The 13707-nt window shown below is 42.0% G+C and carries 10 protein-coding genes, 1 tRNA gene and 1 pseudogene; 4 read left to right on the forward strand and 8 right to left on the reverse strand.

From position 1 onward, the window contains the following. Nucleotides 1-83: 83 nt before the first annotated feature. The 5 genes and pseudogenes from DCMF_RS16455 to DCMF_RS16475 all read right to left on the reverse strand — a co-directional run bounded on the left by DCMF_RS16455 (nucleotide 84) and on the right by DCMF_RS16475 (nucleotide 6471). Nucleotides 84-971 (reverse strand): response regulator, encoded by an 888-nt coding sequence (locus tag DCMF_RS16455; RefSeq protein WP_148135423.1) that lies wholly within the window; start codon nucleotides 969-971, stop codon nucleotides 84-86. A 3-nt stretch (nucleotides 972-974) separates the two neighbouring features. Then, nucleotides 975-4076, reverse strand: coding sequence for an ATP-binding protein (locus DCMF_RS16460; RefSeq protein ID WP_148135424.1), 3102 nt, complete (start codon nucleotides 4074-4076; stop codon nucleotides 975-977). Nucleotides 4077-4260: 184 nt separating this feature from the next. Then, nucleotides 4261-4773 carry a ferritin family protein gene (locus DCMF_RS16465; RefSeq protein ID WP_148135425.1) on the reverse strand — a complete coding sequence of 171 codons (513 nt, stop codon included), beginning with the start codon at nucleotides 4771-4773 and terminating at the stop codon, nucleotides 4261-4263. Nucleotides 4774-4840: 67 nt separating this feature from the next. Next, nucleotides 4841-4945: pseudogene (locus DCMF_RS29710) on the reverse strand (NAD(P)-dependent oxidoreductase); the annotation flags it as partial. A 412-nt stretch (nucleotides 4946-5357) separates the two neighbouring features. Continuing rightward, nucleotides 5358-6471 (reverse strand): IS3 family transposase gene (locus DCMF_RS16475; protein ID WP_148133300.1). Its coding sequence is split into 2 segments (ribosomal slippage): nucleotides 5358-6200 and nucleotides 6202-6471, totalling 1113 coding nucleotides; the frame shifts between segments, so codons are not numbered across the junction. Nucleotides 6472-6843: 372 nt separating this feature from the next. On the opposite strand from DCMF_RS16475, the gene DCMF_RS16480 reads away from it, so the two are divergent. The 3 genes from DCMF_RS16480 to DCMF_RS16490 all read left to right on the forward strand — a co-directional run bounded on the left by DCMF_RS16480 (nucleotide 6844) and on the right by DCMF_RS16490 (nucleotide 9088). Then, nucleotides 6844-7191, forward strand: a complete 348-nt coding sequence (locus DCMF_RS16480) for a hypothetical protein (protein ID WP_148135426.1) — start codon at nucleotides 6844-6846, stop codon at nucleotides 7189-7191. Nucleotides 7192-7256: 65 nt separating this feature from the next. Further along, entirely contained in the window at nucleotides 7257-7937 is a 681-nt protein-coding gene (locus DCMF_RS16485) for a response regulator transcription factor (RefSeq protein ID WP_148135427.1), read from the forward strand. Next, nucleotides 7934-9088 carry a sensor histidine kinase gene (locus tag DCMF_RS16490; protein WP_148135428.1) on the forward strand — a complete coding sequence of 385 codons (1155 nt, stop codon included), beginning with the start codon at nucleotides 7934-7936 and terminating at the stop codon, nucleotides 9086-9088. Before DCMF_RS16485 ends, DCMF_RS16490 begins: the two co-directional genes overlap by 4 nt. 147 nt (nucleotides 9089-9235) lie before the next feature. Here DCMF_RS16490 and gltX read toward each other — a convergent pair whose 3' ends face one another. Continuing rightward, on the reverse strand, nucleotides 9236-10888 hold the full coding sequence (gltX, locus tag DCMF_RS16495; protein WP_472297453.1) for a glutamate--tRNA ligase: 1653 nt from the start codon (nucleotides 10886-10888) through the stop codon (nucleotides 9236-9238). Between the two features lie 78 nt (nucleotides 10889-10966). Then, a tRNA-Glu gene (locus tag DCMF_RS16500) sits at nucleotides 10967-11041 on the reverse strand. Between the two features lie 200 nt (nucleotides 11042-11241). Here DCMF_RS16500 and DCMF_RS16505 point away from each other — a divergent pair. Beyond that, on the forward strand, nucleotides 11242-12195 hold the full coding sequence (locus DCMF_RS16505; RefSeq protein ID WP_148135429.1) for a GGDEF domain-containing protein: 954 nt from the start codon (nucleotides 11242-11244) through the stop codon (nucleotides 12193-12195). 66 nt (nucleotides 12196-12261) lie between these two features. Here the strand turns inward: DCMF_RS16505 and DCMF_RS16510 are convergent, their stop codons facing one another. After that, nucleotides 12262-13593 (reverse strand): amidohydrolase, encoded by a 1332-nt coding sequence (locus DCMF_RS16510; protein WP_148135430.1) that lies wholly within the window; start codon nucleotides 13591-13593, stop codon nucleotides 12262-12264. Between the last annotated feature and the right edge of the window lie 114 nt (nucleotides 13594-13707).

Genomic DNA, 13707 nt, shown 5'->3' on the forward strand with positions numbered 1-13707 from the left:
AAAACGATATTTTTCGTCGTTTTTTTAAAATTTTTATTATGTTACATTTTTTCTCCGGATATTTTACATTGCCCCTATTACGTTTAAGATAGATTCTTCCCTTTTATTTTTTGCAAAGCCGTCAAGTACTTTTTGCGTAATAATAGTTTCTGCGGTTCAGCCCAAAGCCATCCTTCCTCTTCCAGATAATCACCGGTGTACAGTTTTATGGCCTGCTCCATATATGTTATATCCTTAGAATCCCTCGCTTTTTGCATCAAGCTTTCAAATTGGTCGACATCAATAACGGCATCTTTCAGGGTTAAAGTATATTTATTAACGGCATATTTTATTTCCAACTGCTCCTTCTCCGCCGCTCCAAAGGTTTTTCGAATAGAATACATAGCCGTTTGCAAATTCATCAAAGCCTTTTTAGGTGCTACGTCCGGCCATAATAAATCGCAAAGTTTTTCTTTGTGCAAGGGGCAACCCTTGTTTTCCAGAAGATAGGCAAAAAGCTCCGTTGATTTTTGACGATTCCATGCCAACAGCTCATTTCCCCTATGCACGGTAAATTTACCAAACATATGGATATACAGCCTTTTGTCCTTGTCCTCTATTCCGTTCTTTTCTTGTTTTTTTGCCATAAATTTGGTTAGGGCCTTGAAAAGCCGTTCTTCCCTAACCGGTTTTAGAACATAGTCAACCGCATTTACCTCAAAAGATTCCGTGGCATAATGATTATAAGCAGTGATAAAAATAATCCCCATATGGGGAGAGATCTGAGACAACCTCTCAGCAAGCTCCAGACCGTTCATCACCGGCATTTCAATATCCAACAAAGCCATATCAAAAGAACATTTCTTTGCCCGTTCCAAAGCCTCCAAAGCGTTTGAACAGGTCACACAGAAGTCAAAACTGCCGAATTTATGAATATGTGCCTCTATTTCCTTCAACGAATCAGCTTCATCATCTACAATCAAAATATTCATGCGCTACTCACCTTTTTTATGGCATGGTATGATAAATTCTATTGTCGTACCCTTCCCCGGCTCTCCAGCTATATCAAGCCCTTTACCGTATAAAACCATAAGCCGCTGGTGGATGTTTTTTAATCCGATACTTCCCTTGATTCCTTGTCCCGACAAAAGAGAATTTACAATATCCTGATTTATGCCGACTCCATTATCTTTTACAGTTATCTTGACATGGTCCCCTTCCTTGCCTACTGAAACGCTTACCCTCCCCCCGTCAATCAAAGGCATAATACCGTGCCTTAAAGCATTTTCTACCAATGGCTGGATAGACAGCACAGGGATCCTGCAATCCACATTTTCTTCAATATCAAATTCTACTGTCAGCCTTTCTTTAAAGCGTGCTTTTTCAATGGCCAGGTACGCCCTTACAAGTTCCAACTCCTTTTCAAGGGTAGTTAGTCCATTGTGACTTTCAAAATCGAAACTGCCGCGTAAGTAATCCGATAGATCCAGCACAAGTTCCTTTGCCCGCTCCGGTTCTCGGATACTAAGAGAAGAAATTATGTTCAAGGCATTGAATATGAAATGGGGTTTGATCTGTGCTTGCAGGAACATTAGCTCAGTAGAAACTCTATCTTTTACAAGCCGTTTAAGTTGGATCAATGTTTTGGCGCGCACGCGCAATTCCCCCGGTTCAAAGGGTTTTCTTAAAAAATCATTTGCCCCGGCACGGAAGCCTTCGTTAATATCCTCCTTGCAGGTCCGGCCGGTAAGAATCAAAACCGGCAAATCAACATAAGAATATCTTTGGCGCACGATTTTCAGCACTTCAAAACCGGTTATTCCCGGCATCATCAGATCCAGAATCACCAAATCAAAGTCACAGCGATCTGCCAGCAATTTCAAAACTTCCTGCCCGTTGGGTACTCCTTTAATGATATAACCATCCAGGGCCAGCGTGTTAATAATGGCATACAAATTTGCTTGATCATCCTCTGCTACAAGCACTTTTAACCCGGTGCAGCCTTTAAATTCCATCGTGGCAATTACTGTTTGGGCATGAAGGATCCGGACAGGTTCCGCCTCAAGCAAATATTTCTCTTTCTGGAGAAATTCCTCTGTGACCGGCAAAGTAAATAAAAACTTAGACCCTTTTCCCAGCTCTGATTGGACCCAGATTTCCCCCCCATGAAGTTTTACCAATTTAGATGCAATTGACAGGCCCAGTCCGACGCCGCCCTGTCTAGCAGATACATCACCGTTTATTTGGGCAAAGGCATCAAATATTTGAGAAAGTTTATCGGCTGGGATTCCAATGCCCGTATCCTGTACAGCAACTTCCATCCATCCCTTTTTGCATACTGCCGTAATGACAATGCTGCCTTGCTCAGTAAATTTTACGGCATTTCCAATCAGGTTATATAATATTTGTTTTAATCTTGCTCCATCAGCCAAAACATTGGGAAGGTTGTCGGAAATCTCGTTGCGTAAAGATATATTCTTCTCTTTTACCAAGAATCGAAACACGTCAATAACGGATGATGCTGCTCCTTTAACCGTTACCGGTCTCAAATCGAGTTTAATCTCACCCTGCTTTAGTTTTGAAATATCCAGAATATCATTGGTTAAATTGTACAGGCGGTGGCTTGAGGACTTTATCATCTCCATATTTTCTTTCTGGGTTTTCGTTAAATTTCCCGTATCTCCCTCCAATAAAGACTGGGCAATACTAATAATGCCATAGAGAGGGGTACGCAGTTCATGGGAGGTGCTTGCTAAAAACTCATCTTTCAATTGATCAAACCTGATCAGCGTTTCGGAAGTTGTTTGAATTTTTAAAAATGCTTCCGTATGCCGATGTGCTAGAAGCAGGGCGATCAGCAACACAAATAATAAGATGCTGCCGTTAAACGCCCAATACCCATGAAGAATGCCATGATCATAAAAGATACAGGTGATGCCGGAGAGAAAAGGAAATAAAAATGCCACCAAGAGAATCATCATACTCTTTTTCCCCATTGGGGCATAGATCTTTTTCCTGATTGCTCGGAAAATAAACACAGGTATCCCCAGCAATAAAAAATTAGATATACCATTGAAAATATCCATGAACGGAGAATAGGTTGATAGGGAGGTGAAAGCTATCAGCATAATCATAGCAGTAAAAACAGCGATAGATCCATTAAGAAATAAGGAAGGAATTATTTCCGGGCCAATCGTTGCTAAAAAAATCATATCAAAAATTAGAGCCAGGTATAAACTGCCCAGCACAATTTTATATGCCATTTCTGTAGGTAACCAAGGGACCATTTGGAAAAACACTTTTTCGCCAAAACCGGCACTGCCCAGGGCATAAAAAAAACAGCTTAAACTGAACACTAGAAATATATGATCGTTTCTTTTCCTGATAAATCCCGCCATGTATACCATAAAATAGATCAAGGAAATCATTAAGAGAGAAGAAGAAAACATCAGATCCCTTGCCAAAAAAATAAACCTTTTATCTTCAATATTCTGCTGGTTCCCAAAATATATGGGCTGTAGAATCCCCCCGCTGATAAAATCAACATTCATGTCCTGGATAATAATTTCTACCGCATCACCAGCAAAATCAAAGTACCCCGTTTGAGGAGTATTCCCGGGCCATGGATGCTTGCCGGTCACCGAAAACCGGCCATTCTCCGTTAACAAGTCCCCATTTGCATAGATCCGGCTGTCAAATCGAATATCCTCTGTTTTTAATCCCAAAACTGTTTTTAACGGATCCAGTTTTATTTTGAGGCGGTATGTTGCACATCCCCTGCCTGGTATTACCTGGTGATTTACCTCCCGGGTCCACTTGCCGGGTGCCGCTAAGTACCCGGTCAGCACCGGCTTAACCCCTGTTTCTCCGGCAAAATCCTCCGGCTGCAAAAGTTGATTCCAGTAAAATTCCCATTCACCATTGAGTTTAATTGTTCCGGTATCTTCCAGATCAATCCCGTGCAAATCCAAGACACCCTTGGTTGCAAAAACGCTGGTCCCCTCTTTTTTGACCGATCCGCTTTCTGCGCTAGAAACAAAAACCGCCAATATGAAGAATATGCCTACCAGAGAAAGAAGCATTCTGACGCGACTCAATAGCTCACCCGCTTCTGCTTAACTTCGACAATAAAAATTATTATTCTACAAAAAATAACATTTTCCTTTCTGATTCTTCCTCTCCTATCCATTTCAGGCTCTCCAATCGGAATACGCAAAGGTAAAATTATCCGTAATTGGGGAGGCGGGAAGTAACTAAGAAACAAGGATATTTTTAAAGCATTTATTCAAGAGAATCATATTGATCCGGGTCATATTTTAATAATAGTTGTGTCAAATGTTCGGCATGCTCCTTTTCCTCACTTGCTACTGCATAGAAAACATCCTTTATGTCTTGATAAGAAATTTGGGCCAGGTGTTGCTCATAGAGAATTACGGCTTCAAGTTCACCTTTTATATCATCTCTGATATTATTTAAGATTATCTGTTTGGTGTAATCAGGTTTATATTTTTGCATAGGGTCTTTAGGACCTAATTTATCATCGATATGATCTTTATAACTTTTATATTGGACGGGGTCATATTGGCGCAGTAGGTTAAGAAACCAGCCATAGTGCTTCTTTTCATCGTCCATAATGCTTCTCCAAGTGGCATTAATGTCTTCCATATTTGAATTTGCAATATGCTCAGCGTAGCCATTTATAGCATAAATTTCGGCTATTAATGCTTCTCTAATTTTATTCGTAACATAAAATGGGTATCCTTGGGGTTGCCCTTTTTTAACTGTATAACTCACAATCGTTCCCTCCCACCAATTTATATTTTGGTATTCGACTCCATTTAAAAATACCCGGCAATACCGGCTACGAGTAACGTATCTTTCCGCCATTAACGTGGAGTACCTGTCCGGTCACATAAAAGGAATCTTTAGCTGCCAAATACACATAAGCCGGTACAAGTTCAAAAGGCTAAAGGTTTTTGGTTGTTTCCGGTGATTCAGGTAATATATATGTCTCTAAATTCTATTTTATTAATATCTCAATATTTTTTGCCGGTGCCCGGTTTCCGGATTGGTATGGTGGACTACTTTGTCAAGACAATTTTTTGACCCTGTTTAAGGTGTATTCACACCACCTTTCGCTCCTTGATAATTGTATATAATTGTAAGTTTATTTAAAAACGTATTGGTAATTCCGTTAATTATTTCCACTGGATTAGATATTATGTCAAGGGTCGGCTTTGCCGACAGCGAAGCTGCTTGCCCTTGACATGTTGATCAGCAAGACCCTTTTGTTTCCGGTCTGTTCATAACAGACCGGTTGCCTCCCGGCGAGGGCGGGGTGGTTTGGAGGGGCAGAGCCCTTCCAGGGTTTTAAGAAGTCATTTTTTAAAGTAAACTTCTGCCGGAGTAAGTTCCTTCAATGCTTGGTGTGGCCGGTATGTGTTGTAGCTTTCAAGATATCTTCCAATACCATACCTGGCTTCTCTAGGGCTTGCATAATCATTAATATATATTTCTTGGTACTTAACAGATCTCCATAATCGTTCTGTGAAAATGTTATCTAATGCCCGGCCTCTTCCGTCCATGCTAATTTGGATGCTACTATTTATCAGCGTATCTATATATCGTCTGGATGTAAATTGGCTACCCTGATCGCTATTGGCAATTACAGGTTTTCCGATTTTTAGACCTGCTTCCAATGCGGAAAGAACAAAATCAACTTCAAGGTTATCACTTAATTCCCATGAAACCACGTAACGTGAATACCAGTCCAGAAATGCTACAAGGTAAAGCCAGCCGCGTCGTAAGCGGACATAGGTAATATCAGTTCCCCAAATATGGTTTGGATAACTGGCGGTAATATTTCTAAGTAGGTATGGATAAACCTTATGTTCATGGTTTCTTTTGCTGAGGTTAGGACCAGGATGTATTGCAACCAAGCCCATTTCACGCATATATTTTTGAACCGTTGACCGACTAACCAAGTGTCCCTCTCGTTTTAAGACCGTCGTAATACTTCTCGAACCGAAATAGGGTGATTTAGTATAAATTTCGTCAATGGCATGCTTAAGCCGAATTTCCTCTTCTGATGGTGGAACTGGTTTATAGTAAAGACTGCTCCGATTGAGAGAAAGCATTTGAGCTTGCACAAAAACGGACATTTCGGGATCGTCAAAATCTACAAGGGCAATCCGTTCACTTCTTGGCAGGGTCGATCCCAGATTTTTTTTTAAGCCAATTGAATTGGGCGGTGACCTCTCCAAGCTGGGTATACAGATCTTGCACTTGCTTTTTTAGATCTTCTTTTTCGTCATCCTTCCTGCGTCCATCTGCAAGTATCTGAGGGAGCCCTTCAATTGCTTCTTTCTTCCAACTAGACAGCTGATTTGGATGTACTTCATATTCGGCAGCAAGCTGGGATATGGATTTTTCTTCCTTTAGAATTTCCAGTACAACCTTGGCTTTAAATTCTCCTGTAAATGTTTTTCGCATACCTCATTATACACTTTAAATCAGGCTGTTTTGTTGTCTAGTTTTCTTAGTCCATTATATGGTATCAATATGAAAGGCTATTGCCTACCTTGCGCATACCGCAACAGTTTGGTATCCTTTTTTGCTTGGAAATAACTTTGAATGGTGAAACGAGTGATTGGCTTTCCACGTAATTAAGACTCCTCTTTGCCCAAAAACTGGAATTTGAGTAAAACCGGTGGAAGTAGTAAGATATAATAAAATAAAAGTTGCATCAAAAAATGATTTATACTTGAAATATCCTAACTATTTCTCAACCATTGACTTGTTATACTCTGATTACAGGTTGCAACCCTAAAAAATCCAGACAACAATGGAAAGGAGTAAACAAGGATGTTTTTTACAAAGCACAAAAAGATTATTGTAAGTCTCGCTGCTGCAGCAGTAATGTCTCTGGGAGGCGTTACGGCATTAGCGGCAACGGGACCTTCTCTTACCCCGGCAGGTTATGTGGATCTGGCCAATATGGATATTCAAGCAGATACCTTAACTGTTGTCAAAGACTTTACCCCGCAGATCTTCGGCAGACAGACAGCCAAGACTGCTCCGGGCCTGGCATCAACGCCTGTATCGGGCAGTATAGATACTACTAATGTTCAAGAAGGCACCTATACCGTGGTTAAAGGTGTTACCCCGCAGATCGCCGGTGGGCACACAAACTATACCACAGCCGCAAAGTAATCTGAAATCGGCAAGGTGAGCAGCAGCAGACTGTTCACCTTGCCTGTTTTGTTAAGGGAGGTTTTATGAAGATACTGCTGATCGAAGACGAAGAAGAATTATCGGCAATTGTGACGAGAGGGCTACGCAAGTGTGGTTACGCTGTTGATGCTGCGTATGACGGAGAAGAAGCGCTCGATTATTACAACGTAAATGAATACGACGTAATCGTGCTGGATCTCAATCTGCCCAGGATGGACGGCTTGGAGGTTTTAAAAAATATCAGGCAAACGGATAAAAAGACAAAAATCTTGATTTTATCCGCCCGAAGCGCGGTTGACGACCGGGTACAGGGATTGGATGCAGGGGCAAACGACTATTTGACTAAGCCCTTTGATTTTTTGGAACTGGAAGCAAGAATCCGGGTTTTATCGCGGATTGCTTATATTCAGCAGGGAAATGAACTTTCCTGCGGCGGATTAAACTTGAACATGGCGGCAAAAGCGGTTTCTTTTCAGGAAACAAAACTGCCTCTCACGAAAAAGGAATATGCCATTTTGGAATATATGATGCTCCACAAAGGACAGATCGTCGGAACAGAACAGCTATTAAACCATGTGTGGGACAGTGATGCGGAGCTTTTCCCCGACACGCTGAAATATCACATTCATACGTTGAAAAAGAAGCTGTGCGATGCCGGCTCCCATCAGGAGCTGATCCGGAACGTCCGCGGCATGGGTTATAAAATCGAGGAGGCAGGGGAATGAAAATCATGAACAGGATATCCCTGAGAATGCGCATCACATTACTTTCCGGAGCAATTCTGCTGCTTTGCTCCCTTATCCTGACCTTAGGCGCTACCTATAACGCCCGTCTCCAATTCAACGAGGTAACGCTTACCGACGGCACTTTTACGGTTGTTCCGGACAAAATAATCCCCAGCGGTCAGGCGGAACTATATTCCAACGGCACGGTAACAAATTTCCCCGAAACAAACGTGCCGATACTGACCGAGGCAAGGAAACAATTTGATACGACGAACATCCTGATCCTTGCTTTTGTTTCCGTACTCGGCATGTGTCTGGTCTATGTTGTCGCGGGCAGATCGCTCCGGCCGATCCATGATCTGAGCCAAACAATTTCCCAAATTTCCGAGGACAATTTGCGGCAGCGTATCCCGGACGACAACAGGAATGATGAGGTCGGGGCCCTGGGGCGTTCCTTTAACATTATGCTTGACCGGCTGGAAAAATCCTTCCTACGGCAGAAGCAGTTTTCCGCCAATGTCGCGCATGAACTCAAAACACCGCTTGCCACGATCAACGCCGGGATACAGGTGCTGCATCTGGATAAAAACCCGTCCGTTTCCGATTACGAGGAAACACTCGCAACGACGGAACGTAATGTGAACCGTCTCATGGCGGTTGTGGACGACTTGATGAGCCTCTATGAGCAGGAGGAATTCGAAACCGCTTCCATTGACCTGAAGAACCTGTTTGAATCCATTTTGAGCGAACTTAGTCCGGTTCTGGAGGAGAGGCATATTGAAACGGAATTCCGATGTGGTCTTAAAACTGTCTGCGGTAATCAGGTTTTGCTTTACAGAGCTTGTTTCAATCTAGTGGAAAACGCAGTTAAATACAATCAGGAGGGCGGAAAAATACTGATTGAAACCAAGGCAGAAGAGAAAGCCGGGCAGATCATGATAGCCGATACTGGCAATGGCATCCCGGCAGACGAGCTAGAACAGATTTTTGAGCCGTTTTACCGTGTGAATAAATCGCGCTCCCGCAAGGCAGGCGGGGCAGGGCTTGGTTTATCGATTGTAAAAACAGTTATTGAGAAACATGGAGGGAAAATTTCTGTTGATAGTACATTGGGGCAAGGTTCAGTATTTACTATATCCTTTGTTTCATAAAGCTACGATATCCGCGACTTTAGACCCTCTGACTTTACGAAAAAGGGGTGCCGCCTTGCCCTATGCGTTAATAAAGGGCATATAAAAAGCTGAGATATTGAAAAATGTTCATCCTCCTATCTCAGCTTTTGTATGCGTCACACCTTCTTAAATCCCCTGGATCCGGCTTTGAATTCTTTTCCTTACTTTTTCTTCGCCCATAATTTGTTGAATCTCCCAAAGTTCCGGTGAGGAGCTACGACCGACAAGGGCGATTCTCACGACAGTACTTACATCACCCACATGGCCCTTGTACATTCCGGGATTCTTCTTAAGGTCCTTCGGTTTCGCTGCATATCCATTTTCTGTGGCTATTACTCTGATCTTATCAAACCATTGGCCTTGGTCGTCACTGTGCTGATAGGTTTCAATATATGCTTTCAAGAGCTTTTTAGCTTCGGCGTCCTCAATATTTTCCGGATAGGGATCAACCACTTGAAAATAATCGTCGAAGAAATAGCTTATAAACTCCATGATTTGTTCACAATATATTAAATCTTTACGTGGCTGGGGAGAATCTCTGCCTATAGACAACAATTTTACTACCGCATTCTTGTCATCCATTAGAGGATGGACCATTTCTCTCCCATAGCGCTTCGCCCATTTCAGGAGAAAATGATAAATTTTTTCCGCAGGAATTTTTGCCAAAACATTTTTGCTGATATCATTCAACTTATCTAAATCAAATAAAGCACCGGAATTGCTCATTTTATTCAGAGTAAACGGGAAATCATCCGTACTGCTGTCCGGGTTTTCAATTCTCCATTCTTCGAAATTAGAATTCAAGATTGTCAGCAGGTATTCCCTGACTGCGGCCGGATGATAACCTAATTTCATGTAATATTCCAATCCCAATTCCGGATCTTTTCTCTTGGAGAGCTTTCTCTTTACCCCGTTGTCTATCTTCATTAAATGAGCGGTATGACAGTATACCGGCAACGCCCAACCTAATGTATGAAATAATTCATAATGGATGGGTAAGGTGGAAAGCCATTCTTCTCCCCGTACCACATGGGTAACTCTCATCAAATGATCATCTACCACATGGGCAAAATGATAGGTAGGTATGCCGTTCCCCTTTAAGATAACTACATCCTGATCATTTACCGGCAATGTAAGGCGGCCTCTAATGGCATCGTCAATCTCAAATGTTTCTTCCTGGTTCCCCAGGGATTTCAAGCGAATCACAAAACTTTGGTTATTTTTTAAACGTTTTTGGACATCTTCTAAGGACAAATCCCGATCCTTGGCCCATTTCCCATAATATCCGGTATTGATATTTGCCGCTACTTGCTCTTTCCTTATTTCTCCTAATTCTTCCTCCGTACAGAAGCAGGGGTAGGCTCTGCCCATCTCCACCAAATATTTCGCCACAGTCTGATAAATCTCTCCCCGGTTGCTTTGAAAATAGGGTCCATAATTCCCTATTTCTCCATCCATGCTTGCTCCCTCGTCAAATTTTACATCAAAGTATTCTAAGGAGGAGATAATGATTCTTTCCGCTCCCTCTACCTTACGCTTATCATCCGTATCTTCAATGCGCAGGAGAAATACCCCTTCGCTTTGATGGGCTAAACGTTCATCTACGAAGGCGCCATATAGGTTACCCAGGTGAATAAAACCGGTAGGGCTTGGTGCCAATCTGGTGACTTTTGCTCCCTCACTTAAGTTTCTCTGGGGAAATACAGTTTCTTCATAGTAAGATATTGATTTCGTAATGCCTGGAAAAAGCGTATCCGCCAACTTCTTATAATCCATCATTTTTCCTCATTTTCCTTGTCATTAAAATTAAAGACGGCTTCCTTAGGCAATTTTGCCAAGAACCGTCCTTTCCTTCTTTGGTGACCCATAGGGGAATCGAACCCCTGTTTCCACCGTGAGAGGGTGGCGTCTTGACCGCTTGACCAATGGGCCATATGCATCAGTGTTAATCATACACCTAATAGATAAATTTATCTACAAAATTTTTCAAGAAGGTAAAGATTCTGTTTCACCTCATATCTCTATTTTTAACACGCCGATAATTTTTTAAACAGATAAAAAGGAATTCCCGTAAGATAGAAGAAACTTCATTACTATTTGATGCTTTAAATTTACTTAAGGGAGGGAGAAAAATGCTCTTTGATAGGATTATGCACAGCGCAGCCATTTACAAGCATGTGATCGAAAACATGCAAGACGGCGTCATTACGGTCGATAAAAATGGGATTATTACCATGATTAACCCGGCAGCGGAAAGAATACTTGAAAAAAAACGTGCAGACGTAATAGAAAAAAAATATAGTGAAGTCTTTTTTTGCGATAAAGAAAACGACAACTTTAATCAGACTGTATTGGATGCCATCTATGAATCACCACAAGTTCACCGAAAAATAGTCAATTATTATACAGGGAAAAAACTAATAACACTTTTTCTATCTACTTCCTATATAAAAATGGAAATTGACAAAGAATGTGAAACGGTGGGCATCGTCGCCGTTTTCAGCGACATCACGGAATTGCAGGATTTGAGAGAAGCCGGTAAGGCCTTTGAGCAAATCAAGTTACTAAACAAGAAGCTGGAGAATTTATCATACCTGGATGATCTGACCCAAATTCCTAATCGCAGATACTTCAATGACACCTTAAACAGAGAATGGAAAAGAGCTCTGCGAAAGAATCAATTTCTTTCTTTGATTTTTATTGATATCGACAGCTTTAAAGAACTGAACGACCATATGGGGCATCAAGCAGGAGACAAATGCCTTTCTGAAATCGCGTCTAAATTAACTGAAATCGTGAAGCGCCCCGGTGATATGATCGCTCGTTTCGGCGGAGACGAATTTGTTGCTATATTACCGCAAACAAATCTGGAATCAGCCCGCAGAATTGCCCAAAAAATGTGCCAAGCAGTAAAAAATTTAAGAATCAAGAATCCCGGGTCCCCTCTAGGAATTGTCACCATTAGTGTTGGAGTAGCATGTGCCAAACCGTCTCTTGAAACAGGTTACGGAAAGCTGGTAACTTTGGCTGACAATGCTCTTTTCCAAGCTAAAACACAAGGTCGAAACCAGGTGTGTCAAGGATAAACCGGACTGTAAATACCTCTCCTATCCGTTCCCGGATGGGCCTGAAAACCAGCATTTCTCCTGTTATCAGGTAATATTAATAATCCGGTCCTCCTGACATTTTCCGATAAGGTTAACGACAATTTCTAAAAGTAATTCAACGCTGCACGCTAAAGTAGCTTCATCAAAGTCAAAATAATAGTCATGATGCCCACTAGCTAGTTGAGAACCAATCATCATATAGGTGCCTTGACCACCGTTTTTTTGGACCGTTGTCATAAAGGCGGTAAAGTCTTCACTTGCCCCAAAGCTTACATAATCTATTAATTCAGTAAACAACCCGGTTCCTTGGGCGATATCTTTAACTTTGGTGATTAACTCCGGACTGCTCTCACCACTTATTGTTTCACCCACAATTTTTATTTCATAATCAACCCCGTACATCTTTGCCGCACCGGCAATAATATCGCGTACGGAGTTAACCATATATTCGTTGATTTCTGTAGTTTCTCCCCGGGTTTCTATCTTCATTTCCGCATGGGGAGGAATCACATTTCGGGCTTGTCCCGCATTTAGAGTCCCTACAGTAATTCTGGTAGATCCTTTTCCATGGCGGGAAATGGCATGCAGATTCAGTGCGGCACAAGCAGCAGCTAAAAGAGCATTATGCCCTTCTTCAGGTGCAGCACCTGCATGAGCGGGAATTCCGGTAAAACTCACATCTAATTTAGATGTAGCTAAAAAATGTCCTGTGCCGCAAATTAATTGCCTATTTTTCGTTGCCTGAAAACCGATATGCGCTCCCAGAATATAATCAACCCCATCGGCAGCACCACGGGCTACCATCGCTTTAGCTCCTCTAACTCCCTCTTCGCCCGGTTGAAATATCAATCGAATCTTCCCCTGCAATAAATCTTTAATTTTAACAATCATCCTCGCAACACCCAGACCTATGGCAGCATGTCCATCATGGCCACAAGCGTGCATCACTCCCGGGTTTTCCGAAGAAAATCCTTCCCGAAAGGGCCGGTGTTTTTCTTCTTTCGGTTCATCGATATCATTGGCATCCATATCAAACCGTAAGGCAACAGTAGGTCCTTCGCCGCAATTTAACTCAGCAATAATTCCGGTAAGTCCGCCTTCCATCTCTTTTACCAGTTCAGGATTGGCCCCCTGCTTCACTGCACGGTTCATATGTATTTTTAGTTCTTCTTCCGGAGGAACTCCTAACATATCGCTTTTACTGACTGCGTCGGCACCTAATTTTACCGAGTATCCCAGCTCGAGAAGTATCTCTGTAATTTTTGCGGCAGTTCTGAATTCCGTCCATCCTGCTTCCGGGTATTTATGAAAATTCCGCCGGTATTGAACAAGCAAAGGCTCTATTTCTTGCACTAACCCCTTAAGCTTAACGTTCATTCATATATCACATCCCTCTAACGCTATTTTAGCTTTCCTTATTCCCTCTGTAAATAAGAATGAGTCAAGAGGAATTGTCCTCTTAACTCATGTGTATCTCCTCAGCTTGGTAGA

Origin of the sequence: Candidatus Formimonas warabiya, from assembly GCF_002777255.1 — a bacterium.
Lineage (GTDB): Bacteria > Bacillota > Dehalobacteriia > Dehalobacteriales > Dehalobacteriaceae > Formimonas > Formimonas warabiya.

Bases quoted from the DNA above. Each gene is read 5' to 3' on its own strand.
- DCMF_RS16455 (WP_148135423.1), bottom strand. From the start codon at position 971: ATGAATATTTTGATTGTAGATGATGAAGCTGATTCGTTGAAGGAAATA.
- DCMF_RS16480 (WP_148135426.1), top strand. From the start codon at position 6,844: ATGTTTTTTACAAAGCACAAAAAGATTATTGTAAGTCTCGCTGCTGCA.
- DCMF_RS16485 (WP_148135427.1), top strand. From the start codon at position 7,257: ATGAAGATACTGCTGATCGAAGACGAAGAAGAATTATCGGCAATTGTG.
- DCMF_RS16490 (WP_148135428.1), top strand. From the start codon at position 7,934: ATGAAAATCATGAACAGGATATCCCTGAGAATGCGCATCACATTACTT.
- gltX (WP_472297453.1), bottom strand. From the start codon at position 10,888: ATGATGGATTATAAGAAGTTGGCGGATACGCTTTTTCCAGGCATTACG.
- DCMF_RS16505 (WP_148135429.1), top strand. From the start codon at position 11,242: ATGCTCTTTGATAGGATTATGCACAGCGCAGCCATTTACAAGCATGTG.
- DCMF_RS16510 (WP_148135430.1), bottom strand. From the start codon at position 13,593: ATGAACGTTAAGCTTAAGGGGTTAGTGCAAGAAATAGAGCCTTTGCTT.